Source organism: Streptomyces sp. NPDC021356 (genome assembly GCF_040641015.1).
Taxonomy (GTDB): domain Bacteria; phylum Actinomycetota; class Actinomycetes; order Streptomycetales; family Streptomycetaceae; genus Streptomyces.
Map to the genome: position 1 here is coordinate 149,224 of NZ_JBFACU010000013.1, position 24,268 is coordinate 173,491.

At 73.2% G+C, this 24,268-nt stretch carries 16 protein-coding genes and 1 pseudogene; 6 read left to right on the forward strand and 11 right to left on the reverse strand.

Annotated features, from left to right (window positions below; all coding sequences use genetic code 11):
• Nucleotides 1-24: 24 nt before the first annotated feature.
• The 7 genes from AB0G56_RS19630 to AB0G56_RS19660 form a co-directional block, all read right to left on the reverse strand.
• Nucleotides 25-1,341: an FAD-dependent oxidoreductase gene (locus AB0G56_RS19630; RefSeq protein ID WP_360970761.1), complete on the reverse strand. Its 1,317-nt coding sequence runs from the start codon at nt 1,339-1,341 to the stop codon at nt 25-27.
• A complete protein-coding gene (locus AB0G56_RS19635; protein WP_360970763.1) occupies nt 1,226-2,821 on the reverse strand; it encodes an FAD-dependent oxidoreductase in 1,596 nt (531 codons plus the stop codon). Before AB0G56_RS19635 ends, AB0G56_RS19630 begins: the two co-directional genes overlap by 116 nt.
• Nucleotides 2,818-4,983 carry a molybdopterin-dependent oxidoreductase gene (locus AB0G56_RS19640; protein WP_360970765.1) on the reverse strand — a complete coding sequence of 722 codons (2,166 nt, stop codon included), beginning with the start codon at nt 4,981-4,983 and terminating at the stop codon, nt 2,818-2,820. Before AB0G56_RS19640 ends, AB0G56_RS19635 begins: the two co-directional genes overlap by 4 nt.
• Nucleotides 4,976-6,370 (reverse strand): MFS transporter, encoded by a 1,395-nt coding sequence (locus AB0G56_RS19645; RefSeq protein WP_360970767.1) that lies wholly within the window; start codon nt 6,368-6,370, stop codon nt 4,976-4,978. Before AB0G56_RS19645 ends, AB0G56_RS19640 begins: the two co-directional genes overlap by 8 nt.
• 558 nt (nt 6,371-6,928) lie before the next feature.
• Nucleotides 6,929-8,428: an endonuclease/exonuclease/phosphatase family protein gene (locus AB0G56_RS19650; RefSeq protein ID WP_360970769.1), complete on the reverse strand. Its 1,500-nt coding sequence runs from the start codon at nt 8,426-8,428 to the stop codon at nt 6,929-6,931.
• Between the two features lie 914 nt (nt 8,429-9,342).
• On the reverse strand, nt 9,343-9,834 hold the full coding sequence (locus AB0G56_RS19655) for a MaoC family dehydratase (protein WP_360970771.1): 492 nt from the start codon (nt 9,832-9,834) through the stop codon (nt 9,343-9,345).
• A 231-nt stretch (nt 9,835-10,065) separates the two neighbouring features.
• On the reverse strand, nt 10,066-10,677 hold the full coding sequence (locus AB0G56_RS19660; protein ID WP_360970772.1) for a TetR/AcrR family transcriptional regulator: 612 nt from the start codon (nt 10,675-10,677) through the stop codon (nt 10,066-10,068).
• Between the two features lie 416 nt (nt 10,678-11,093).
• Here AB0G56_RS19660 and AB0G56_RS19665 point away from each other — a divergent pair, with 416 nt between their 5' ends.
• Complete coding sequence (locus AB0G56_RS19665; protein WP_360970774.1) at nt 11,094-12,509, forward strand: MFS transporter; 1,416 nt, start codon at nt 11,094-11,096, stop codon at nt 12,507-12,509.
• Nucleotides 12,510-12,659: 150 nt separating this feature from the next.
• Here AB0G56_RS19665 and AB0G56_RS19670 read toward each other — a convergent pair.
• Nucleotides 12,660-13,123, reverse strand: a pseudogene (locus tag AB0G56_RS19670) (TIGR03618 family F420-dependent PPOX class oxidoreductase).
• 349 nt (nt 13,124-13,472) lie between these two features.
• On the opposite strand from AB0G56_RS19670, the gene AB0G56_RS19675 reads away from it, so the two are divergent.
• Nucleotides 13,473-14,663, forward strand: a complete 1,191-nt coding sequence (locus tag AB0G56_RS19675; protein ID WP_360970776.1) for a YbdK family carboxylate-amine ligase — start codon at nt 13,473-13,475, stop codon at nt 14,661-14,663.
• Here the strand turns inward: AB0G56_RS19675 and AB0G56_RS19680 are convergent.
• Nucleotides 14,641-15,261, reverse strand: coding sequence for a 2OG-Fe dioxygenase family protein (locus AB0G56_RS19680; protein WP_360970778.1), 621 nt, complete (start codon nt 15,259-15,261; stop codon nt 14,641-14,643). The two genes, AB0G56_RS19675 and AB0G56_RS19680, sit on opposite strands and share 23 nt — an antisense overlap.
• Before the next feature lie 446 nt (nt 15,262-15,707).
• Complete coding sequence (locus tag AB0G56_RS19685) at nt 15,708-16,700, reverse strand: CPBP family intramembrane glutamic endopeptidase (RefSeq protein WP_360970780.1); 993 nt, start codon at nt 16,698-16,700, stop codon at nt 15,708-15,710.
• Between the two features lie 280 nt (nt 16,701-16,980).
• Between AB0G56_RS19685 and AB0G56_RS19690 the strand changes: the two genes are divergently transcribed.
• From AB0G56_RS19690 to AB0G56_RS19700, 3 genes are all read left to right on the forward strand, one after another.
• The gene (locus AB0G56_RS19690) at nt 16,981-19,347 is read left to right on the forward strand and encodes an ATP-binding protein (RefSeq protein ID WP_360970782.1); all 2,367 of its coding nucleotides are present in this window, start codon (nt 16,981-16,983) and stop codon (nt 19,345-19,347) included.
• Nucleotides 19,347-20,003 carry a response regulator transcription factor gene (locus AB0G56_RS19695; RefSeq protein WP_360970784.1) on the forward strand — a complete coding sequence of 219 codons (657 nt, stop codon included), beginning with the start codon at nt 19,347-19,349 and terminating at the stop codon, nt 20,001-20,003. Before AB0G56_RS19690 ends, AB0G56_RS19695 begins: the two co-directional genes overlap by 1 nt.
• A gap of 281 nt (nt 20,004-20,284) precedes the next feature.
• Nucleotides 20,285-21,235 (forward strand): EamA family transporter, encoded by a 951-nt coding sequence (locus AB0G56_RS19700; protein WP_360970786.1) that lies wholly within the window; start codon nt 20,285-20,287, stop codon nt 21,233-21,235.
• Nucleotides 21,236-21,434: 199 nt separating this feature from the next.
• Here AB0G56_RS19700 and AB0G56_RS19705 read toward each other — a convergent pair whose 3' ends face one another.
• Nucleotides 21,435-22,817, reverse strand: a complete 1,383-nt coding sequence (locus AB0G56_RS19705; protein WP_360970788.1) for an STM4012 family radical SAM protein — start codon at nt 22,815-22,817, stop codon at nt 21,435-21,437.
• Between the two features lie 244 nt (nt 22,818-23,061).
• Here AB0G56_RS19705 and AB0G56_RS19710 point away from each other — a divergent pair, with 244 nt between their 5' ends.
• Complete coding sequence (locus AB0G56_RS19710) at nt 23,062-24,186, forward strand: DUF1152 domain-containing protein (protein WP_360970789.1); 1,125 nt, start codon at nt 23,062-23,064, stop codon at nt 24,184-24,186.
• Nucleotides 24,187-24,268: the final 82 nt, after the last annotated feature.

Genomic DNA, 24,268 nt, shown 5'->3' on the forward strand with positions numbered 1-24,268 from the left:
TCGGTCACGGGGTGCGGTCCGGCGTCAGCGCGGTGAGGTGCGACAGGAGGGGCCGACCGGGGCCGTCGCCGGGTCCGGTTCGGCCCCCTGCGCGGGCAGGCCCACCTCGCCGAGCAAGTCCTCAGCCGCACACGCGAGTTCGCGCCCGACGGCCGACCGCAGCGACGGATACGCGTGGCCGTACCCCACGAGCACGGCACCGAGCAGCACCCGCGCCTCGGAGTCCAGGACCAGTTTCGCGTAGCGGTCCCCGAGGCCGCCGTCCCCGGCCCCACGGGTACGGCTGAACGTCACCGCTCCCGGGGCCTGGGCGTGGACGTCGCCGAGACTCGCCACCTCCACACCGGGCACCTTCAGGACGGTCGCGGCCCCGTCCGCGGCGGGCCCGGGACCGTTCTGTGCCGGGGCGCCCAGGAGCTGCCCGGCGACCGCCTCGGCCATGCGGTATCCGGGGGCCACCGTGCCGTGGCACCGCCCGTGCACCGCCGCGCAGTCCCCGATGGCCCACACGTCCGCGATGCCGGTCCGGCCCAGGTCGTCCACCAGGAAACCGCCCCGCTCGCCCCGGGCCGGCCCACCGGTCCGGGCCAGCTCGTCGCGCGGGCGGGTCCCCGCGGAGAAGACGACCAGCCCCGCCGGGATCCGGGACCCGTCCTCCAGCGTCACCCCGCACACCCGGCCGTCCGCCCCCGCGTCGACGGACCGCAGCGGGACCCCGCAGGACAGCCGCAGCCCGGCGCGCCGCAGCCACCCGGCGAGCAGCCGCGCCGCGGTGCTGTCGAGCTGGGCGGGCATCAGACGGGGAGCCGCCTCCACGACGTGCGGCCGCATACGCAGATGGCGGCGCAGCGCCTCGGCGGTCTCCAGGCCCAGCAGGCCGCCGCCGACCACCACGACCGGCGCCCCGGGTGCGGCGGCGCCGCGGATCGCGTCCACGTCCGCGAGCGTCCGGTACGGGAAGCAGCCGGGCAGGTCGGCGCCGGGAACCGGCGGACGGAAGGCCGCCGCCCCCGTGGCCAGCACCAGCGCGTCGTAGGGGACCCGGGTACCGTCCGCGGTCAGGACGGTCCGCGAGGCCCGTTCGATGCCCACCACCGGGGCGGCCGTCCGCGCTTGCACGAGGGGATCGCGGCGTGTGCGCGGCCCGGCCAGTTCGAGGTCCGCCTCCGTGGCACCGGCGAGCCGGTCCGCCAGCGCGACGCGGTCGTACGCCGGCCGGGGCTCGTCACCGAGGACGAGGATCCGCCAGGCGCCCTCCCGGTCCCGGGACCGCAGCTCCTCGGTCAGCCGGTGCGCGGTCATGCCGTAGCCGACGATCACCAGGGTGCGGGGTGGCGTCATGGGCGTCATCGGCTCCTTCGTCTTCGTCGGTGGACGGCCCGCGACCGGGCGCCGGCTCCTCGGCGGCGAGCTGGGCGCAGAGCCGGCGGATCTCGTCCGCGCAGCCACCGCACCCGGTGGTGGCCCGGGTGGCGCCGGCGAGGGCGCGCGGGCTGCGGGCGCCGTCGTGCCAGGCGCGCGCGAGCGCTCCCCGGGACACGTTGTTGCAGCGGCAGACCACATCCGAGGGCTCGGCGGACGCGGCCGGCGCCCGCCGGACGGCGGGCGCCCGGCCCAGCAGCAGGGACAGCCGGTCGGCGGGCAGCGGGCGGTGCGCGTCGTGGAGCTGGGTGAGCGCCGCCAGGGCCTCGGGCAGACCGACCACGACCGCCGACGTCAGCCGCCCCGCCGCGTCGACCGTCACGGTCGCGTACCGGCCCCGTGCGGGGTCGCGGAAGGTCACGGTCTCGCCCTCGGCGGTGTTGTCGGCCGAGCCGGGCGCCGCCCCCAGCACACCGAGCGGCAGCCCGGCCAGGCGGGGGCGGAGCACGGTCCCCGGTCGCCGGCCCCCGGGCTGCCGTCCGGTCAGCGAACGGGCCAGCACCTCCGCCTGGTCCCACCCCGGCGCCGGCAGGCCCGGGGCCCAGCCGGGGTGTTCGGCGCAGTCGCCGATCGCCCGGATCCGCGGATCGCCGGTCCGCAGTCCGTCGTCGACCAGCACCCCGTTCCGCACCGCCAGACCCGCCGCGCCGGCCAGTGCCGCGCGCGGCCGCACGCCGGTGCAGCACACGAGCGTGTCCCAGGCCAGCGGGCGGCCGTCGTCGAGGACGAGCTTGCCCGGCTCGACCCGTACGGCCGAACGACCGCACTCCAGCCGCACGCCCAAGCCGGACAGATGGCGCACGAGGAGGTCCCCGGCGGTGGCGTCGAGCCGGCGGTGCAGCGGGTACGGCCCGCGGTGCACCACGGTGACGTCGCGGCCGGAGCGCCGCAGCGCCGCCGCGGTCTCCAGCCCGAGAGGCCCGCCGCCCAGGACGACGGCCTGCTCCCCGCCGACGCGGGCGCAGTCCGCGAGGGACCGCAGCGTGGTGACGCCGTCGAGCAACCGCCCGGCGGCCGTACGGATCCCGGGCACCGGCGGGACGAACGGCTCCGCCCCGGTGGCCAGGACCAGCGTGTCGTAGCGGTGCTGCTCGCCCCTCGCCGTGCGCACCCGCCGGCGGGCGCGGTCGACGGCCGTCACGGTGATGCCCGGCAGGACGCGGACGCCCGGCACCGGCGGCAGCCGCAGGGCCGCCGGACGGAGGCCGCCGTCCAGCACCGAGGCCAGCAGCGTCCGCTGGTAGGGGGCGAGGGGTTCCGCGTGCAGCAGCGTGACGGTTCCCCGGTGGCCGTGACGGTGCAGCCGCTCCGCCAGCCGGTGCCCGACGGGGCCGCCGCCGACGATCACGACGTCGCCCGTCGCGGCCCCCTTGCCCAGGTGCTGCCTGCCTCCGCTCATAGACCCGTGGCCCCCCTCGCCGTACCGCGGCCGGCGGGCTCGACCCGGACCGCGCTCACCTTGAATTCGGGCATCTTGCTGCGCGGGTCGAGAGCGGTGCCGGTGAGCAGGTTCGCCCGCCCGTCGTCCGGGAAGTGGAACGGCAGGAACACGGTGTCGGCCCGCAGCGTCGGCACCATCCTGACCCGGGCCGTCACCCGCCCCCGCGCCGACCGCACCCACGCCAGGTCGCCCTCGGCGACACCGGCGCGGGCCGCCGTGTCCGGGTGGATCTCCACGGTCGGCCCGGGCGCCGCGCGCATCAGGTCCGGCACCCGGCGGGTCTGGCTGCCCGACTGGTACTGGGCGAGCAGCCGCCCGGTCGTGGCCCACAGCGGGAAACGGTCGTCCGGCGTCTCGGCGGGCTCCCGGTGGTCCACCTCCTGGAAGCGGGCCCGACCGTCCGGATGGGCGAAGCCGTCCAGGAACATGCGCGGTGTGCCCGGGTGCGTCGGGCCGTCGGGGTTCTGCGGGCAGGGCCAGTACAGGGCTTCCCCGGCGTCCAGCCGTTCGTAGGTGATACCCGAGTAGTCCGCCCGGCCGCCGCGGGAGGCGCGCCGCAACTCCTCGAAGACCAGCCGCGGTTCCTCCGGGTAGCGGTCGGCCGGCTCGCCGAGCCGCACCGCCAGCTCCCGCAGCACACGCAGATCGCCGCGCGCCCCCGGCGGCGGGCTCACCGCCCGGCGCCGGCGCAGCACCCTGCCCTCCAGGTTGGTCAGGGTGCCCTCCTCCTCCGCCCATTGCAGGACCGGCAGCACCACATGCGCCAGCCGGGCCGTCTCGGACGGCACGAAGTCGGCCACCACCAGCAGGTCCAGCGCGGACAGCCGCCGGGTGACACGGGCGGCGTCCGGCGCGGAGACGACCGGGTTGGAACCGAACACCAGCAGGGCCCGGGGCCCGCCGTCCGTACCGAGGGCGTCCAGCAGCTCGAAGGCGCTGCGGCCCGGGCCGGGCAGGCGCTCGGGCGCCACCCCCCACACCCGTGCCACGTGCTCCCGGGCCCGCGGGTCGGTGATGGACCGGTAGCCGGGCAACTGGTCGGCCTTCTGGCCGTGCTCCCGGCCGCCCTGCCCGTTGCCCTGGCCGGTGAGGCAGCCGTATCCGGACCCGGCCCGGCCCGGCAGCCCGAGGGCGAGGGCGAGGTTGACGAAGGCCGCGACCGTGTCGGTGCCGTTGCTGTGCTGCTCCGCTCCCCGGCCCGTCAGCACGTACGCCCGCCGGGCGCCGGCGAGGATCCGCACCGCCTCGGCCTGCCGCGACGCCGGGACGCCGGTCACCCGCTCCACGCGCTCGGGCCACCAGGCCGCGGCGTGCCCCCAGGCTCCCTCGAACCCCACCGTGCGCCGCTCCACGGCGTCCCGGTCGTACAGCCCCTCGGTGACCGCGATGTGCAGCAGGCCCAGGGCGAGGGCCAGGTCGGTGCCGGGGGCGGGGGACAGGTGCAGGGTGGCCCGCTCCGCGGTGGGGGTGCGCCGCGGGTCGATGACGATCGTCGCCTTCGCCCTGCCGAGGTGACGCATCAGCGGAGGCATGGTCTCGGCCGGATTGGCCCCCGCCAGCAGCACCGCGTCCGCCTCGGCGAGATCGGTCACCGGGAACGGCAGCCCCCGGTCCAGCCCGAAGGCCGCGGTGCCCGCCGTGGCGGCGGACGACATGCAGAACCGGCCGTTGTAGTCGATCTGACTCGTGCCCAGGGCCAGCCGGGCGAACTTGCCGAGCAGGTACGCCTTCTCGTTGGTGAGGCCGCCGCCACCGAGCACCGCGACGGCGTCCGGGCCGTGCGCGGCCCGGATCTCCCGCAGCCGGGAGGCGACGCTGTCCAGCGCGTCGGGCCACGACGCCGGCACGAGCCGTCCGGCACCGTTGCGCAGCAGCGGGGTGCGCAGCCGGTCCGGTGCGCGCAGCAGGGTGGGCGCCGTCCACCCCTTCTGGCAGAGTCCGCCCTGGTTCACCGGGAAGGCGTCGGGTTCCACGGTCACCGGCGCGCCGGCCGGCCCGTCGCCGGGTCCGGCGGGGCTCAGCCGGGTGCCGCACTGGAGCGCGCAGTAGGGGCAGTGGGTGGCGACCGGGGCCTGCGGTGCCGCGAGCGGCGCGGACCGTCCGGACGGCTGTTCAGACATGGGTCGGCTCCGGTTCTCGGACGGGCTCCGGATCGCCGCCGGCCGGCCCCGCGTCGGGGCGCAGGTACCGGACCCGGACGACGACGGCGCACAGGACGTAGCACAGGAGGAAGGCCCAGAAGGCCGGTTCACCCGAGCCGTGGCGGTCGTAGGCGGCCCGGAAGACCAGGTTGACCGCCGCGCCGCCGAGGGCCCCGGCCGCCCCGGTGACGCCGATCACCGCCGCGGTCAGCCGCTGGGCCCGCAGCGCGTCCGCCTCCGCTCCACCGGGCTCCGGCGCCCCGGCTCCCGGTGCGTGGGACCGGCGCGCCAGGACCCACGGGATCATCCGGTAGACCGCGCCGTTGCCGGCGCCGGTGAGGACGAAGAGCACGGTGAAGGCCGTGACGAACAGCGCTGCGGAGGACCGGGCGGAGGCCACCAGCAGGACGGCCGTGCCCGCGCTCAGCAGCACGAAGACGGCCGCCGTCACCCGGGCCCCGCCCCAGCGGTCCGCCAGCCGTCCGCCCAGCGGCCGGGCCAGCGAGCCCAGCAGCGGGCCCACGACGGCGCAGGACGCCGCCTGCAGGGCACTGGAGCCGAACTGGGCCTGGAGGACCAGACCGAAGGCGAAGCCGTACCCGATGAAGGACCCGAAGGTGCCGACGTAGAGCAGGCAGATCCACCAGGTGTCCGGCTGCCGCAGTCCCTCCCGGATCACACCGCGGGGCACGGGGCCCGGGTCGAGGTCGTCCATCCCGGCGGCGGCGAGCAGCGTGGCGAGCACCAGCAGCGGGAGGTAGACGGCGGCGACGAGGGACGGGCTGGTGTCCCCGGCCGTCGCGATGACCACGACCCCGACGGCCTGGACCACGGCGACGCCGAGATTGCCGCCGCCGGCGTTGACGCCGAGCGCCCAGCCCTGGTGCCGGCGCGGGTAGAAGCGCGCGATGTTGGTCATCGAGGAACCGAAGCTGCCGCCGCCCGACCCGGTCAGCGCGGCGATGACCAGGAACACCCACAGCGAAGTGCCGGGCCGCTGCACGAAGTACCAGGTCAGCGCCGTGGGGATCAACAGCAGGCCGGTGGTGAGCACCGTCCAGGTCCGGCCGCCGAAGCGCAGCACGGCGTGGCTGTACGGGATCCGCAGCAGGGCGCCCACCACGGTCGGGGTGACGACGAGCAGGAGTTTCTCGCCCGGGGTGAAGTCCAGCCCGTTGCGGGGGGACATGAACAGGACCAGCACCGACCAGATGCTCCACACCGAGAAGCCGATGTGCTCGGTCAGAACCGACAGGAGCAGGTTGCGCCGCGCGACGCGCCTGCCCGGGCCGTTCCAGAAGGCGGCCCGTTCGGGGTCGTAGCCGGTGGCCTGCCCGCGTGGTGCGCGCCGGGGGCCGCTGGTCATGCCGTCACCCCACTTCGCAAGCCGGCGGGCCGGCGGGGCGGCCCAGGCCGTCGGCCGGCGTACCCTCGGCCGCGCGCCCGCCAGGCCGGCGCAGGGCGTTCCCCCAGCCACCGAGCGGACTCGATGCGCCGCACCTGCACGGTGCCCCTGCGCGGCGGCTCGGCCGGCAGCACCACCGGCTCGGCGAGCCGCGGGAAGTGACTCACCGCATGGCACCACCGGGTCGGGCCCAGCGGTCGAGGTGACCGACGTCGCCCGTGCGCCGTCGGCGGCCGTCGCACTCCATCCCGAACGCTCCTCCCGCCCTCCTGTGGGACGTGCCGGTCGGCGGAAGCGGGTTCTGAGATGAGCGCGGTGTCGTCCATGGCCATGGGACGGATCCTGCGGAGGCGACCCAGGGCGGGGCAATCCGGCCGGAGTCAGTCCGTCATGTCTCCGGCCGGGACGCCCTGCGATGGGTACGGGTCAGCCGACGAGCGCGGCGGACGGCGTCCGCGGGGCTTCGTCCGCCGCTGCCTCTCGAAGCAGCCCGCCGCCCAGGCTCTGCTTCACGCAGGCTCACCTCGCCGGCAGGGACACCAGACCGTGCAGGGACCAGTGGTCGGACTTCCCGGACGTCGCCGAGACCTGGCAGTCGACGAAGTTCGCGTTCAGCGGGGCGAAGAGGTAGTCCAGCTTCCTCGTGGGCCTGCCTCCCGAGCCGTTGGCGGTGAACTCACCCGCACGGGGCTTCGTGGGGTCGTCGCCCTGGGAGCATTCGAGGTAGTGGTCGTAGACGGGGACGAGCGCGGAACTCGGCCCGCCTTCGGGCACGCCCGCGCCGAGGGCGGGCGGTACGACGTTCATGTCACCGCCGAACACCGGGCGGTAGCCCCAGTCCTCCCACTGGTCCGCCAGCTTCCGCAGCTCCTGCCCCTGCTTGATGCGCCATGAGCCGTCCTCCGTGAGGTCGTCGTAGGGCGGCCCCGCACTGAGGTGCCCGGTGCACACGACGACGGTCCGCGAGGGGATGGTCGCGCACAGCGCGCTGCGCTGCTCCTTGTCGGACGGGGAGGAGAAGTCGTAACGCTGGTAGAAGGTGTTCTCGTCGGGTACGGCGATCGCCACGCCGTACGCGCCCCGGTCGAGCCGGTCCGGGGCCGGGCCCATGGCGCACTGCTTCTGGACGTCGACCCCGTCCACCCGGTTGTGGATGGGCGCGAACCGCACGTCCCACGACCGGCCGGTCTCGCTCTCCAGCATCCGCTCCACGGGCTTGGCGTGCTTCTCGCAGAACTCCTGGAAGAAGATGGCATCGGGGTACTCCCCGTTCACCTTGAGCCGTGCCTTGATGGCGTCGGTGAGTTCCACGGCCCCGGCGCGGTCGTCCGACCAGCCGCAACGATCGTTGTTGTTACCGCAGACGTTCCAGGTCATCACGTCGAGCCGGGTCCCGGCGACGGGTCCCTGAGGCACCTGGGGAGGTGCCCCCTGCCCAGGGTCGCGGGAACTGTACACGGGCTCCAGCAGGAACTTGACGGGCGTGTCGGACGTCGCCCGCAGCGTGCCGTCGGCGTCGATGTCGACGTACCGCTGGGCATACCCGTCCGCCACGGTCTTGAAGGTCACCCAGTGGGAACCGGCCTTCTCGTCCGGTCCGGCCGGTGAGAAGGCCGTCTCGAACTGCTGCCACGAGCCGAGATTTCCACCCCGGGCCCGCAGCATGCCCTGCCGGTCACCCGCGTCGCCGAGTTCCGGCGTGGTGAAGAAGCCCGTGACCTCGGAGCGCAGGCTGGTGATGTTCTGCCCCGGATGGTTGGTGTGGATCGTGAACCGCTCCCACGACTTCACCTCGGTGCTCACCGCCCGCAACCGCCACTCGTACTGCCCGGTGTCGTTCATCTCCACCCGGACGTACTTGCCGTTGGGTGCCCGCAACGCCCATTTCTGACCGGCCGACTTCTCCACCCACACGGCGTCCGCCGACACGTCGGTGGCCGCGGCGATTCCGGCCCCGGCCAGAACCAGCGCGGTCACCAGAGCGATGACGGATGTGAGTACGCCTGCCAAACGACGCATGTTCCCCCCTTGGTACCTGGTACTGACACCTGATGGCCGACTCGGCCCAGGTGGTGCACATGAGCACACCACAGGCGTGAGCCTGGAGGCGTGGCCTGGTTGATCATCCCCCCGACCCAGCCTATCCGCGGGGCCGCCCCAGGCGAGGGGAGCGGAGGGACCGGGACCACGCCCGAGGCAGGTGCTGTCCGGCTCCGTCCCCTTGCTCCACCGGGTTGCGTGATCGTGCGGAGAGCGTGGTCGCGTAGGACTGTTCCGACCACCACTTCCCAAAGCCGCGTTGGCGGCGGCCGTCGCGAAGCCCGGCACGGACGCGCCCCGCTGCGCGGCATCGAACGCGGGCGCCGGCGGGGCCGGCGACGCACGGAGTTGGTCGGGCAGCGGGCCGGAGGGCACGCGGGGGACTCCGAGGCCGGCCAGGACGATGCGCAGGGCTCGTTCAACGGCCGCGTCCGCCCCAGGGGTCGTGACCGCGGGATTTCCGTCCGCGGGCCTCATGCAGGTTGCGGACTCCCTGGCTCACTCGGCGAACGGGTTCATGTGCGAGGCATGGCGCGGCAGGCGGGGTCATACGGCAGTGGCGGTGGCCTGCGTGGCGGGCGAGGGCCCGGTCCAAGTCAGTGGGCAGCACGTGTGCCCCGTAAGTCAGTCGAACACCAGCGGTCCGTGCGCGGTTTCCGTCGCGGATATAAGGAGCGCACCGGGCGGAAGCACTCCTGGGTGAGGTCAACGCGGTGGCGTCGACAGACCACACTGGCGCTCGGCGAGCAGCTCGCCGACGACCGCACCCACCGCCACAGCGGCCAGGGCTGTCGCTCATCAGCGACGAGCGCGAATCCATTGCCGGGGGAGCCACTGCGGGCAGGCGCCCGCCAGGACGACGCCTCCCGGGAGCAGTTGGGCCGTGCTACCGGTCATGCGCCGTCGCGGGTGCGCAGCAGGTTGACGACCGTCACCCGCAGCACCGGCTCACCGTCCTGGCCGACGAGCTCGGCGTGTGTGCGCACGATGCCGCGCCGCGGGTCGGAGCGCGACAGCCGGGTGTCGAGGGTACGCACGCGCAGGCCGAGCTCGTCGCCGGGGCGCACGGGCTTGAGCCAGCGCAACTCGTCCACCCCGGGGCTGCCGAGACTGGCTACCGTGGACAGATAGTGCCTGGCGAACAGCTGCATCATCAGAGCCACGGTGTGCCACCCGCTGGCGACCAGCCCGCCGAACGGCCCCTGCTTCGCCGCGACGGGATCGATGTGGAAGGACTGGGGGTCGTAGCGGGAGGCGAAGTCGATGATCTCCTCCTGAGTGACCACGACGCTGCCGTACTCATAGGTCGCACCCGCCGTGTAGTCCTCGAAGTAGCGGTCGTCGATGGGGGCGGCGAAACCGTCGGTTCCCTGGTGGTCGTACATGTCTTCCTGTCTCTGTGGTTCCGGCGCAGCGACGCTGCGGGGAGAGGGCCGAGGACGGCGACTGCGGCCAGGACCGGCAAGGCGGTTTCCGCGTCGGCGGTGCCCGCGCCGGTGGCGAAGGCGATGCCGAGGGCGCAGGCGCCATCACGCGGGAGGCGTAGGGGCGCCCTGCTCCAGCCGGCGGGGCTCGCGGTGCTGTCGGCCCCGGGACGGAGCCTCGCAGCTGCCCGTTCACCAGGCCGTCGGTCCGAGGTGAGCGTCCAGCGCGGCTTCGATGAGCCGGTCGGGGCCGCCATCGCCGGGGCCGCCGAGAGCGAGTTGCAGACTGCCCCAGGACCACAGTTGGGCGATGCCGTGCAGATTCGTCCACAGGGCGGCCGCGGTGACGGCCGCAGCAGGCTCCACCGCCTCTGCCCGGCACCGGGCGACGAGGTCCACGACGCGCTCGAACATCGGGAGCGTCGCCTCCCGCAGCCGGGGTCCGTCCGCAGCTTCGTGCTGCCGGCCGCTGTCGAGCAGGTCGTGGCGGAACATCAACTCGAACATGCCGCGCCGTTCCAGCGCATAGGTGACATACACCCGCGCCAGCGCCGTCAACTTCTCTCTCGGCGCGGCAGTTTCGGCCGTGGCTGCGGCGGAGCGCGCGCCCAGTTCCTCGAAGCCCCGGCGGGCGATGGCCGACAGCAGCGCCCGGTGGGTCGGAAAGTAGCGCCGCGGCGCACCGTGCGACACACCCGCCCGGCGGGCGATCTCCCGCAGGCCGACGAAAGCGGTGCCCTCGGAGAGCACCAGCTCCACTCCCGCGTCGACGAGCCGTTCCCGCAGCGCCCCATCAAGGTCCACAGACAGTGTCTACCAGGCTCCGTGTGCACCGTCCAGTGCCCGGCTCGGCTCACCTGTGGGTCCAGCCGTGGGGAGCGCGAGTTCAGTTCGCGGCCGGGCGTGAAGCGCGGCTCCTCCGCAACTGCGGCGAAGGCCCTCAGGTCCGGTGCGTGGGCGTCATAACCATCGGCTATCACGACGGGTCTTGGACCGGCAACGGGTCGGGCTTGCAAGGTGATTCACGCAGGGAGCGCCGAGAACAGCGGATCACCCGGCGCAAGGAGCGGAACATGCGCAGGGTACGGCCGGTCGCCGGGGCGAGAAGCGGGCTCGGCCGGGCGTGCCCCCGAAGCGGCGGTGCCCGCGGACGACATCGTGGTCGCCCCCGGGCTCCCGTCTCGCTCACCCACCTTCGAGAACGTCACAGGAGCGCCCTGATGAAATTCCTGCTCAGGCCCTCCCGGGTCACCCGCCCCGCCGGCTCGGCTCCGGAGGCGGCCCGAGGCGGATCCCCGGCGGTGCTCGGTGCCGCTCTGCTGGGCTTCTTCCTCATCTGCCTGGATGCGTTGATCGTCACCGTCGCGCTGCCCGGCATCGGCCGCAGCCTCGGCGGCGGCGTGTCCGGCCTGCAATGGGTGGTGGACGGATACACGCTGGTCTTCGCCGCCCTGATGCTCTCCGCGGGCACCCTCTCCGACCGCATCGGGGCCCGGCGGGCGTACGGCGGCGGCCTTGTGGCCTTCGCGCTGGCCTCAGCCACGTGCGGACTGGCGCCGAGCCTCGGCGTGCTGGTGGCGGCACGACTGGTCCAGGGAGGTGCGGCGGCGGTGATGATGCCCACGTCGCTGGCGCTGGTCCGGCAGGGCTTTCCCGACCAGGCGAAACGGGCTCGGGCGATCGCCGTCTGGACCGTGGGCGGCGCGGTCGCGGTGGCGGCCGGGCCGGTGCTCGGCGGGGCGCTCACCGCCTCCCTGGGCTGGCGGTGGATCTTCTTCGTCAATCTCCCGGCAGACCTGCTCGCGCTCGCGCTGCTCGCCCGCGTACCGGCCTCTGGGCGGCTGTCCTCGCGGCTGGACGCGGCCGGGCAGGTGACGGCGATGGTCACGATGGGCGCGCTGACGTACGGCGTGATCGAGGGCGGCGCGGGGGGTTTCGGCCGGCCGTCGGTGGTGGCGTCGCTGCTGGTGGCCGCGGCCGCGGCAGCTGCCTTCCTCGCCGCGCAGGCCAAGGGCGCGCACCCGATGCTCCCACTGCCGCTGTTCCGCTCGCGGGTGGTGGCGGTGTCCTTGGTGGTCGGTTTCATGCTCAACGCCGCCTACTACGGCGGGGTGTTCGTCTTCAGTCTCTACCTGCAGCAGGAGCGCGGGCAGACCGCGTTGCACGCGGGCCTGCTGTTCATTCCGATGACGGCACTGGTCGCAGTGGTGAACCTGGCCTCGGCGAAGCTGGCCGAGCTGTTCGGCCCGCGCGTGCCGATGGTGGCGGGTCAACTGGTCGGGACCGCCGGGCTACTGGCACTGCTCACCGTCGGCGCGCACACCGGCGTCTGGTCGGTGGCGGCGTTGATGGTGCCGGTCGGCCTCGGCGGGGCACTGGCGGTTCCGGCCCTGACCGCTTTGCTGCTCGACGCCGTGCCCGGCGACCGGGCGGGCACCGCGTCAGCCGTGCTCAACACCGGCCGCCAGGCCGGCGGGGCGATCGCGGTGGCAGCCTTCGGGGCGCTGCTGTCGGGAGCGGACACGTTCCTGACCGGTATGCGGTGGAGCATGTCGCTCGCGGCGGCCGGGCTCCTGCTGACGGCGGGCGCGACGCTGACGCTGCCCCGGGGAGGGCGCCGGGCCGCGAAGACGTGAGCCGTGCGGTGGAGTTCGGCGCGGCGGAGTTCGGCCGCAGATCGCACCGGCCCTCCCGTTCCGCGAACAGGATCGTCTCCCTTCAAGCAGGACGGCACCTGCGCAGAGATGATCCAGCAAGAGCTGTGACCAGCAGGGACACCAGACGCCCTAGCCGTCGATGTCGAGCGCCGTGCCGTACAGGCGGTCCACCTTCAACCGGATGACGCCCCGGCGCTCGGCGACCAACTGCTTCAGGAAAGCGCCCTCGTCCTCCGGCTTCGGGGCTCGCGGGATCATCCCGAGCAGGTCCCGGCCCACGGCGTCGCCGGGAACGGCCGTGGCCTCGGAGACCTCGGCCTCGCCTTCGGCAACGGCGAACGACCACACGTCGCCGCCCTGCACATGAAGCGCCGCACGCGGGTCGCGTCGCAGATGCCCGACTTTGACCCGGTCGGCCGTCGTCGAGAACCGCACCACGCGGGCTTCAGGGTCCCAGCTGTACAACATGGTGGTCAGATGGGGATGGCCACTGCGCTTGACGCTGGCAAGCGTGCCGAACTGCTGTTTGCCGAGCAAGCTGGAGAGGGCTTCGTCGGACAGGGGGCGAGGCGAGGTGCTGGTCCTTGAGTCATGACGTGACCAACACCCATGAGCGTGCGGCAATTTCACAAACGTACCTCCATCCGGATTCCCAGGAGGAACCGGATCAGCGGAAGCCGGGGGCGCATGCGGGTACTGCTGGGAGCCGAGTGTGCTCCTGGCCGCCCCTGGCGATCGCTCGGACGGCGCCTGCGGATCGGTCCGCAGCGGTAGCTTTTCAGCTGATGCTTGCACAACGCGCTCAGATGATCACGGCTTGCAGCCCGGGATGGGTCGACGCCGAACGCCAGGCCCGTCCTGGGGGTGCGGCCCCGCATTTCGCGGGCGTTCTCAGCGCGTGGGGCGGATGCCGTGACGGGTGGTCCAGGTGATGCTGGAGCAGTGACCGACGATGCGGATGACGGTTTCGCCGTCGAAGACGATGGCGATGCCGATGTCGATGTACCGACGGTCGGTGTGGAGGAGGAGCACTTCCTCATCGACCCTGTGACGCGTCTGACGGTCCCTGGTGGCCCGGGGGTCGCCGCGCGTGCCGCTGAGGCGGTCGGAGACCTTGCCGCCGAAGAGTTCGCCGAGTGCCAGGTCGAAGGGCGTACCCCGCCGTGCCGGACAGCCGGCGAGTTGCGCCGTCACCTGACGCGGGTACGCGGGGCGCTGGTGAGCGCGGCAGCCGCGGAGGGGCTGGCTCTGTGCGCATCCGGTACACCGGTGCTGTGCGACGACGGTCCGGCTCATGTGGGGGACCATCCGCGCTACCGGGCCGGCCGGGAGCAGTACCGCAGCATGATGGACGACTTCGCCATCAGCGCGCTCCATGTCCACGTGCATCTCCCTGACCGCGAACTGGCCGTTCTGACCATCAACCACCTGCGGCCCTGGGTACCGCTGCTCATCGCGATGAGCGCCAACTCGCCGATCCACCGGGGCCGTGACACCGGGTACGCCAGCTGGCGCTCGGTCATCAGGAGCCGCTTCCCGTGCCTGGGGCCGCCGCCGTACGCGGTGTCGCTCGAGGAACACGAACGGCTTGCCGTCGCGGTCGCCGATACGGAGGCGATGCTCGAACCCGGCATGCCGTTCTGGGACCTGCGCCCCAACCCCAGGCTGCCCACTGTGGAGATCCGCTCCATGGACGTTCTCCAAGACGTCGATGATGCCGTCGCCGTCACCGTGCTGCTGCGGAGCCTGGTCGTCACCGCAGCCGTGAGAGCCCAACTGGGTGACCCGGGGCCGCCCTGGAACGGCGAAGTGCTCCGGGCTGCTTGCTGGCGGGCCGCCCGGGACGGGTTCAGCGGCAGCGGCTTCGATGCCCTGTCGGGGCGTGTGAGGCCGGTAGCACAGCTTGCTGACGAGATGGTGCGGCATGTCCGTCCGGTGCTGGAGCGGTACGGGGACCTTCAGGAGGTCACAGCATTCCTGCGACGGCTGACGACGTACGGGGACGGAGCCCGTCGGCAACGCGCGTGGGCCGCGGGCGTTGCCGGGCCGGCAGGGGCGGTGGACCGACTGGTGCGGGCAACGGCCTGCCCGCCCGGCTCGGACGGCACGCTCAGCGGGGCGCGAGGGTGGTGACCAGTACGTCTCGGTAGGCGGGCCGGGCGGCGTCCAACGGGCGGATCGGTGACACGCCGTGCAGTGTCGCTCGGTCGTCGCCCAGGAGAAGCGTGCCGGGCCGACTGAGTGTCGTGGTCATCATTTCCGTACCGTCCAGGCCGTACACCCTACTCTCGCCTCCGGTGGCGTTCACCCGGTCGATGAGCAAGGAGGTCACCAGAGTGACGCCGTCGCGGTGCCGGCCCTCAGGGGTGGGCTGCCCTTCCCCGTCGGCTTCGGCCATGACCCTGAAAGGGTGCACCTTGACGTTCCACTCGGCCGCGTCCTCCAGGCATGCGGCGACCTGCCCGAGCATACGGATCAACGACGCCAGGGCAGGTTCGGCCTCGAAGGCGGCGGTCAGCGGTTCGAAATGGCGGTCCACCTCCACGTACAGGGGGTTGCTCTCCTTTGGCTGGACGAAGACGCCGTTCGGCCTCGCCACGATGTCTCCCGCTCGGGACAAGGAGAAGTGCCCGTAACGCCGCAGCCGCCGCGTCCCTGTCTCGGCCGCGTACGGATCCGGTGCCAGCTCCTCCCAGTGCTTGGCGAACCGCGCCCATCCCGCCTCGTCCATGCCCAGACACTGGGATACGGCGGCCGACGTCATCAGACACGAGCCCGACGAAACAAGAGCCTCGCGGACGTCCTCGAGCGGCTGCTGTGCGCGGCCGGACCCGCGACCACCCTGGCCTGCCCTGATGGTGTTTCCCTCGTCCATGAGCCCATGCTCCGGGGTCTCACCGCGCTTTGCATCCGCTGCGCCGGCCCGCCAGTGCCGGCACTCGCCCGCCGCGGCTTGCGAAGGGAAGGAACGCCTCACCGATGGCCGGTGCTCTGGCCCTGCTGGTTGTCGGCGAGACCATGGCGGGGGCGGCCCCGGGCGTCGGTGAGGACGTAACAGGGCAGAATGCCGCCCTGGAAGGCGCACCTCCACGGCGCCGGCAGGCCTTGATGCCGTTGAGCGGTGTTCCCGGCATGTCTGGGCGAACGGGAGGACCGAGCCGGCCGGCGTCGAGGTGCTCACGGATGGCCGGGGTGTTCGAAGTGCTCCTGGTGAGGTTCGTGCGCGGACGGCCGCCCGGCGCTCTCACGGGAGCCTGGCGCCGCATACGGGGCGGGGGCGTGGGTGGGTGCCGCGTGCGGCGCGGCGGCCGGCGGGCGAGGCCAAGCGGTGTGCCCGGCCGGGGCGTACGCGGGGGAGGCGGAGCACTCGAAGGACGGCGGTGCCGGCAGGGCTTCGGGTGCCGGGGCCGTACGCAGCGGCGGCCTGCGTCGGGCGAACCACAGCACGGCCGCCGTGTACAGCGCGACGCCCGCGAGGTCGAGCATGACGGTGGGCAAGGCCGCGTCGGCAGCCGTCTCATCGCTGCTCAAACCGTCGACGACCGCCGCTGACAGGCCGAATGCCAGGAGGTTGTTGACCGCGTGCAGACCGATGGTCGCCTCCAGGCCACCGGTGCGGACGGTCAGCCAGCCGGCGAGCATGCCGAAGACGACGAGCTCGGCGAAGCCCCACAGCGTGCCCCAGCCGTGAGCGGCGGCGAAGAGAACGGCCTGCGGTGCCACCGCACACCACGGTGAGCGGAAGAAGGCACCCACGGACTGGAGCAGCCAGCCGCGGAAGAGGTACTCCTCGGCGGCCGACTGCAGAGGAACGAGGACGACGAGCATCGCCAGCGCGGGCAGGAACACCTCCCAGGGCGCCCACCCGGACGGCGCCACGTCCTGCCCCGGCAGCAGCAGCACGGCTGCGCAGGACAGGGCGAGAACCGGCAGCGCCACCAGCACGCAGACCCCCAGCCACCGCCACCGCAGCCCGCCGGTGACCGACGACGCCGTACCTGCGGGCCGGCGGCCGATCCAGCCGACGGCGATCAGGACGAACGGTACGAGGGAGGCGAGCAGCAGCAGATCGATGGCCGTGTTCGTCACCGGCCCGAAGTCGACCAGGCCGTCCTGGTCCTCCGGACGGTCCCAGAGGTCGCCCAGTACGGTGGAGGAAAAGGTGATCAACCCCAGAGCCGTTGTCCATGCACCGACGATGAACAGCGTTCCCGTCACCGGCCGCCACCAGCGGTGGAGACGCGAGATGTGGGCAAGCCGGTGAAACGGGAGCGGCGGTGCGGAGGGCGGAGGCGCAGACATCATGATCACAGCTTGTCCGGCCGGCCGGCCCCCGTCATCGGCCGCCCGCACGATCTGCGCCTCTATCGCAAGGTAGAGATGGCCTTGTTCAGCGAGACGGAGGGCCGCGCGTCGTGCCGTCCGACGGCGCCGTAGGCTCGAGCGGGACATGGAGAACGTACGCAACTGGCTGCTTCCGGCACTGCTGGCGGTGGGTGAGGTCCTCTGGCTGGGGACCGGGGCGGCTTGGGCCGCAGAAGCCGTGCCGGGGCCTGCGGGCACCGTCGGCGTGCTGTGCGGCCTGACCGTCCAGACGGTCGCCCTGGGCCATCGCCGCCGGACACCGGTAGGGGCACTGACCTGGACGGCGGCCGCTTCCGTCCTGGGACAGATGTCCTGGCCGGACGGTTACCTCGGCATCGGCACGCTGGTCGCGCTGTACTCCCTCGCGGTCCACTGTCAGGCGTCCGTGACCCTGCGGGCGGTCGCGGCGGTGATCGGCGTGGAATGGCTGCTGTCCCTCGCCCGTGTCGGCCCACGGCCCGAGCTCGTGCTGGAGATGGCACTCGAAACGATCGTCTACGCGCTCTGCGCGGGCCTCGGTGAGGGGCGGCGGCAATGGCTGGCCGGACGACTCACCGCGGCCCGGCGGTTGGCCGCCGCCGAGGACGGCAGACGGCGGGCGGCCGAGACCGAGCGCGAGCGTCTCGCGCGGGAACTGCACGACGTGAGCGCCCATCACCTGACGTCTGTCGTCGTCACCGTGGACGCCGCCCGCCGGCTCGGTGACAGCAGACGCGGCCTGCGGGCGGACGCCCTCGCGTTCGCAGAACGCACCGGCACCGAAACACTCACCGCCCTGCGGTGGTTGGTCGGCTTGCTCCAGGACGCGGACCGGACCGAGCCGTCGCAGCCGATGACCGCGCGTATCGAGGCACTTGTCGCCGACTTCGGCAGGCTGGGCCGCCCCATCAGCACGGAGATCCCCCCGGACCTGGCGGGCCGGGCGGCTGAGGCCGCTTGGGGCATCGTTCGCGAAGCCCTCACCAACGCGCTGCGCCACGCGCCCGGGACGGCGGTGCGGGTGCGCCTCCGGCGCACCGGCGGGCAGCTCGTACTGACGGTCGCCAACACCGCGCCACGTGCCACCACCGCACCGCATCCGGCGACCGCTCTGGGATCGGGCCGGGGGCTCGACGGCATGCGGAGGCGGGCGGCCGCGGTCGGCGGACAACTGACCGCGAGCCCTGATCCGGACGGCGGCTGGCAGGTGCGGGCGACACTGCCCGACGACACCGGCCCCCGGCCCGCGACCGTCCCACGCCCACGCCGACGCCGCGACGCACTGCGCGGACAGCGCCTGTCCGAGGCAGCGCTCACCGCCACCGCCGCGGCCCTGCCACTGTTCGTCGCGCTCGCCGACATGGAGAACTGGACGGGCGCCGGCCACCGAGCGGGCATCAGTGGCTTGGCCGTCCTCGCCATGCTGACCACCGCGCACGCACTGCCACTGCTGTGGCGGCGGCGCGCACCCCGGGCCGGCCTCGTCGGCGTACTGGCAGCCGCCTGGCTGTGGCCGCCGGCCGTCGCCTGCTCACTCCTGCCCGCCCCGATGGCGCAGTTCCTCGCCGCAGGCCTCATCACCGAAGCACTCGCGGCCCACGCTGTCGCCGTGTACGGACCCGCACCCGTCAGCACCTGGCCACTTCCCCTCGTGGCCTCGACTGCCTCGGCGGTGGTGCTGCCGGTCACGGCCGGTGCCGACGGGACACTCGGCGGCCTGCCCGCCTCGTGGACATCGACCCTCGTCATGGCCGCGGTGACATGGGCCCTGCTGACACCGACGTTCGTACTGCTGTGGACTGCCGGACTCGCCGTCCGGCGCCGTCGGCTGCGCGTGCTGGCGCGCGAGCACCACGCGCTCGCCAGTTCGGCGTGGCAGGCGGGCGTGGCGGCGGACGCCGAACGACGGCGACTGGCGGCGAAACTACGCGAGGCGGTCCTGGACCGCACCGCCCTCGTGGCCGAACTCGCCCGCCTGGGGCGGCTGGACGACATCGCCGACGCGGCACGTTCAGCCCTCGCCGCGATGCGTGAGCTGCTCCACAGCCTCGACGGAGCCGACAATCCCAGTCAGCGGTTCGCACCGTCCCCGACCACCGCCGACCTCGGATCACTCTGCCACGGGCTGCGGGCGGCAGGACGAGACGTACGGCTGCGCGGCCTGGCCGACACGGCTTCGGAACTTCCGCCACCGCTGGCCTTGTTGGCGTACCGGATCGTGGCGTCCGCCCTCGACGCCGGTGACCCGGGACCGGCTCGGGTCACGCTCCGGCGGCGCCGCGGCACCCTGCACATCACGGTCTCGGGAGTACCTCTCGCGGTCACCGGTCCGGTCGCGGAACGCCTGCGGGTGCAGGCCGACGCGGGGGAGGGGCGCATCACCTTCGCTGCGACCGGTACCGTACGAATATCACTGCCTGCCTCACCACATCGACCCCCGGCCCAGGAGGTGCCGCCGTCACCACACACGTAATGGTCGTCGACGACCAGTCGGTGGTCCGCGCCGGTTTTGCCGCCATGGTGGATGCCGAACCCGACCTGGCGGTCGTGGCGGAGGCGGGTGACGGTGCGTCAGCAGTGGAACTCGCGGCGGCCCACGCACCCGATCTCGTCCTGATGGACATCCGCATGCCCGGCATGGACGGGCTCACCGCCACCCGTTTCATCACCGCGCTGGAGACTCGGCCCAAGGTGCTGGTGCTCACGACCTTCGATCTGGACGAGTACGTGTACGAGGCGCTGCGCGCCGGTGCGTCCGGCTTCCTGCTCAAGGACGCTCAGCCGGAGGAACTGATGAGCGCCGTCCGGGTGGTCGCCGCCGGTGACGGCATCCTCGCCCCCGGTGTCACTCGTCGGCTCATCGACACCTTCGCCCAGGTCGCACCGCTGCCGTCCCGGACCCCCGAGCCCCTGACCCGGCTCACCCCACGCGAGCGCCAGGTGCTCCTGCACATCGCCTCGGGCATGACCAACGCCGAGATCGGCGCCGAACTCGGCGTGGCCACGGGCACGGTCAAGACCCATGTGAACGCGCTGCTGGCCAAACTCGGGCTGCGAGACCGGGTCCAGGCGACGATCCTGGCGTACGAGAGCGGTCTGATCCGTCCCGGCGGCATGCCCGTGGTGTGACCCGGGCGGGCCGGCACGGCTGGGCGGGGCACCCGGCGCCGGCCAGTCCCTTGGCTGCGTCCGGTACCGGCGCCGGTGCGCATCCAACCCGCGCTCATGTGCACGTCGGAATGGAGGGCCTGCGTGAGGAACTCCAAGCGGCAGGCGTCGAGTTGGTGGTTTCTCCCAATGGGGGCGACCGCCGGTCGCTGACTAGCGTCGGGTCCTGGAATCGCCGGGTGTGCCGCCTGGGTGTGCTGTGCCACGGGTCTCTGCCCGGCCTGTCGGAAGTGAGAGCGAGCGTGACGAGCGCAGCGGGCAAGCTGGGGCACGCGTTGCGGGCGGGCGGAGTGACGCCGGTCCTGGCGGCCGCTTTCCTCTGGGGCACGGTCGGACCGGCCCAGATCCTGGCCCACAGCAGTGCGACGCCGGCGGCGATCGGCGCGTGCCGGATGCTCCTGGGGGGCCTGGTTCTGGGGTTGATCACGGCGCGGCCGGCCGGCGTCCGTTCCCTGTGGCAGCCGGGCCGCCGTGGATGGATGGCGGTGAGTGTCCTGGTCACCGCGGCCTTCCAGGTGTGTTTCCTGGAAGCGGTGGACCGTGAGGGCGCCGCCCTGGCCACCGCCGTCACCTTCGGCACCGTCCCGGTCGTCTCCGGGCTGTGCGGGCGGGCGCTGGCCGGCGAACGGCTCGGCGGGGCGTGGGCCTGCGGCACCGTGTGCGCCGTCGCCGGTATCGCCCTGCTCCTGCTACCCGCCGACGGGCAATCGGCTGACAGTACGGGTGTGCTGCTCGGGGCAGTGGCCGGGGCCAGTTTCGGTGTGTACATAGCGGCGACCAAACAGCTCGGACAACGGGGAGCGGACACCGCTGCGGCCGCCCCGGTGAGTGTCTTCGGCGCCGGAGTCCTCGCGCTGCCGTGGGCGCTGGCCGACCCGGACGGGCTCGCCGGGCCACGGGCGCTGCTCCTGATCGGCTGGCTGGCCCTCGGTACGACGACGCTGGGGTACCTGCTGTTCACCTGGGGCGTGACCCGGATCAGCGGGGCGAGGGCCGGAACGCTCAGCCTGGCCGAGCCACTGGTCGCCACCGTGCTCGGGGTACTGCTGCTGGGAGAACGGCCGGGTGCGCCGGCGGTGGCAGGCTCGGCGCTGCTGCTCGGTGGGCTGGTCCTGGTCTCGCTGCCCGCCCGACGGCCCGGCCGCCCGGCGCCCGCTCCCTCCGCGGTGACAGGCGCCGACCGCCGGCGGTGACCGCGGCCGGCCCGGGCGGCAGTGCCGGTCCCGGGCGACAGGACCGGCCCCGAACGGTGCGGGCGACCCGCTGCCGGGCGGCCCGGCGTACGGCCTCCCCCTTGCGTCCCCCGGACGAGGCCGACGCGGCCGACGAAGCCGACGCGGCCGACGAAGCCGACGAGGCGGAGGCGGGGACCGTGGGACTGTGGAGCGTCGCTCAGCGGTCCTGGTAGGAGGACATCGCCTCGTTCACCCGGCTGGAGAAGAACAGCGGCCCGATGGCGTCCGCCCAGGCCATCCCCTCCGGTGTCAGGCGCAGCAGGCCGCCGTCCCGGTCCAGCCAGCCGCGCTCGCCGAGGAGGGCGAACTGGGCGGGGAAGTCGTCCTGCGGCAGGGAGCCGAACCGGCCGCGGTAGAGCTCCGTGTGCAGCCCCTCCGCCTCCAGCAGCATGCTGAGGACGGACATGCGGCGGCGTTCGTCGTCGTCCATGCGGAAGGACCACTGCGTGCGCCGGAACTCGTCCGTGGGTGTCGCGATGTAGTCGTCGATGATGCGCCTGACCTCCGGCACCGCGACGGCGTAGTCGGTCGTGTAGTGCAGGTCCGTCGTGAAGGACCGGGCGCCGACCCCAAGGCCCACCATCCCGGCCTGCTGGTTGTACTCGCTGATGCTGCTGTCACCGGCCGCTTCGACGGCGGCGGTGCCGATTCGGCTGAAGACGCGCATGGACGTCTGCCGGTAGCCGGCGGCGAGCAGGTGGTCGCGGCCGAAGCGGTACAGCCCGAGCCGCTGCTCGTCCCAGTCGGCGGTGCTCTTGTCGTGGCGGTCCATGAGTCCGGTCAGCGGCCTGACGTAGAGGGGGTAGAGGTATATCTCCTCGGGCTCCCAGCTGAGCGCCGCGTCCAGCGACACCTTGAAGCTCTGCTCCGTCTGACCGTCGATGCCGTAGATGAGGTCGATGTTGAGGATCGGGAAGGCGGCCTCCTTCAGCCGGGTGAGGGCTGCTTCCACCTCCTTCCGCTTCTGCGGCCGGACAGCGGCCCGTGCCTCCTCCTCGACGAAGCTTTGCACGCCGATGCTGAGCCGAGTGGCGCCGCGCTCGGCCAGGACGGCGAGGCGGTCGGGGGTGGCGGTGGCCGGAGAGGTCTCCACCGACCAGGGGATCGCGCCGAGGTCCGCGCCCATCACGTTCTCGCAGATGTCGCAGAGCCTGGCCAGTTCGTCCGCCGTGAGATATGTGGGAGTGCCGCCGCCGAACGCCGCCAGGGTGAAGCGCGGATCGCCGTTGGCCTCCAGCGCCTGCCGTGTCGCGCCTGCCTGCCGCTCCAGCGTGCTCAGGAACGCACGGGTCACGTCCTCGGGCGCGCCGGTGCGGGTGAAGAGGTTGCAGAAGCCGCAGCGCATCTCGCAGAACGGGATGTGCACGTAGAGGGAGAGCGAGTCGAGCCGTTCACCTGCCCACACGTCGGTCAGCAGGGGGCGGTCCGCTTCCAGCCGGTACGCCTTCTGGTGCGGGTAGGCGTACACGTACTGGTGGTACGGCGTCGTCGGCTCGTCGGGAACGGAGCGGGAGATGTGAAGGGGTAACGAGGTCGCCACTGAGCGATGCTTCCTTCCGGAGTTCGATCACGTTCGCGGGTCGCGCCGTGTAGCAGCTTGGTGGACGCAGGGTGACTCGCGACATGGGGTGAAGCGCCAAAGTAATTGGCCTGCCCTTTACTCAAGTTGGCGTCTTCAGCGACTTGCGGCGGCCCCGCGGACATGACACAGGCGCCACCGAGACCAGGCCGGCAGCCCGTGACCCCCTGGAATCGGCGCCCCGCATGGGATACCTATGTCGCCCATGAAGCGACTTCTCTTAGCCGCCGGCGGCGGTGGTGACGCCATCACGACCGCCATGGTGCACGGCGCCCTCCACGGGGCCCACGAGCCCGCGCTGATCCTCACCTACGCCTGGGAACGGCTGGTCGTCGACCCGGTTCCCGGCCCGCGCCGGCCGTCCGACTTCACCGGTACCGTTCCCGCGGGCCCCACACTGCGGTTGGTCACCCCCGACTCCGCGCCCCGACCGCCCGCCGGGTCGCTTCTGCCCCGCCTCGCGGCCGACCTGCGGCCCGAACTGGGACTGCTGGACCCCTACGGAGGGGCGGTGGGGCTCGCGCGGCAGATCGGGGAGGCCGCCGCTCACTGCGACGTCGATCACGTCGACGTGGTCGACGTCGGGGGTGACGTCCTGGCGCGGGGCACCGAGCCCACCCTCCGCAGTCCGCTGGGCGACGCCCTCGCGCTCGCCGCCTGCGCCCACGCCGGGATCTCCGCCTCGGTGCACGTGGCCGGTCCCGGGCTCGACTCGGAGGTCCCGGAAGCCGCGCTGTTGCCTCTGCTCGGCAACCCCTGGCACACCCTGACCGCTGCCGACACCGAGCCGGTGCAGCGCGTCTTCGACTGGCACCCCTCGGAGGCGAGCGCCCTGCTGGTCGCGGCGGCCCGCGGCATCCGAGGCGTCTGCGGGACACGTGATGCGCCGCGGCCGGTCACCCTGACCGAGGCCAGCCCCAACGTCTACCGGCTCACCCTGGACCGATCCCTGGAGATCAACGCGCTGGCGGGAGCCCTGGCCGCAAGCGCCGACCTGCACGAGGCAGAGCAGGCGAGCCTGCGGGTGTGCGGGTTCTCCGAGATAGCCCGAGAGCGGGCCCGCGCAGCCCGGCTCGGCGCACCCGCCGCCACACAGGCCGCGGCGCGGGTCGCACCCGCCCCGGCCGAACGCCTCGCCGTGGCCGAGCGCTTCGCTCAGTGGGAGCGGCGAACGGCGCGCAGCGGCATCGCCTACGTCACCACCCGCCGCATCGCCGAGGAACTGACCCTGGACCAGGCCCAACTGGCGGAGCTGCGACGACATCTCGGCACGGCTGCACCGGCCCGGCACGTCCCGCCGCTGTGGCGCCTGGCCCCGACCGGGCGGTGAGGGCGGCGAAACGGCGCCCGGAGCCCGAGTTCCGTCCGTCGGCCGCGGGTGTCACGACCGGGCGGCGGGCGTGCTCGCGCAA